Here is an 803-nt window from a genome sequence, read left to right on the forward strand (position 1 = left end):
TTTTTTTGATGTCATCATATCAGTAGTTTTTGTAAAAAATGAAATCATTTAAGTTCCCTCCAATCCTTATAGACCGTGCGATCGGTCTATAAGGATTATAATCTATTTTTTTTACATATTACAACAAAAAATCTTGCGAAATTTAAATGGCTGTATTGTGTTATACAATTATTCTTTGAATTTTTTGTGCTATCATTGATAGTACTTAATACTCATTAAAGGCGTGATGAACTTGAAAGATAAAATACTAGGTGTCGCAAAGGAATTATTTATAAAAAATGGATATAATGCCACTACTACTGGAGAAATTGTTAAATTATCAGAAAGTAGTAAAGGGAATCTTTATTATCACTTTAAAACAAAAGAAAATCTATTTTTAGAAATTTTAAATATAGAAGAATCTAAATGGCAAGAACAGTGGAAAAAGGAACAAATCAAATGTAAAACTAATAGAGAAAAATTTTATTTATATAATGAACTATCTTTAACAACCGAATACTATTATCCACTTCAAAACGCAATAATTGAATTTTACACTGAATATTATAAAACTAATAGCATTAATGAAAAAATGAATAAATTAGAAAACAAATATATAGATGCTTATCATGTAATTTTTAAGGAGGGTAATTTAAATGGCGAATGGTGTATTAATGATGTTAATGCTGTTAGTAAAATAGCAGCAAACGCTGTTAATGGAATTGTTACCTTTACACATGAACAAAATATTAATGAAAGAATTAAACTTATGAACAAGTTCTCTCAAATTTTTTTAAATGGACTTAGTAAATAATTATATATAT

Annotated in this window: 1 protein-coding gene; it reads left to right on the top strand. The window is 24.8% G+C overall.

The window, feature by feature from the left end; translation table 11 throughout:
* Window positions 1–226: 226 nt before the first annotated feature.
* Entirely contained in the window at window positions 227–793 is a 567-nt protein-coding gene (gene qacR / locus HMPREF2930_RS00575; protein ID WP_001807342.1) for a multidrug-binding transcriptional regulator QacR, read from the top strand.
* The last annotated feature ends 10 nt before the right edge of the window (window positions 794–803 follow it).

It is taken from the genome of Staphylococcus sp. HMSC068C09 (assembly GCF_001813735.1).
Taxonomy (GTDB): domain Bacteria; phylum Bacillota; class Bacilli; order Staphylococcales; family Staphylococcaceae; genus Staphylococcus; species Staphylococcus hominis.

Coding starts and splice junctions, on each gene's coding strand:
- qacR (WP_001807342.1), top strand. CDS start 227: ATGAACTTGAAAGATAAAATACTAGGTGTCGCAAAGGAATTATTTATA.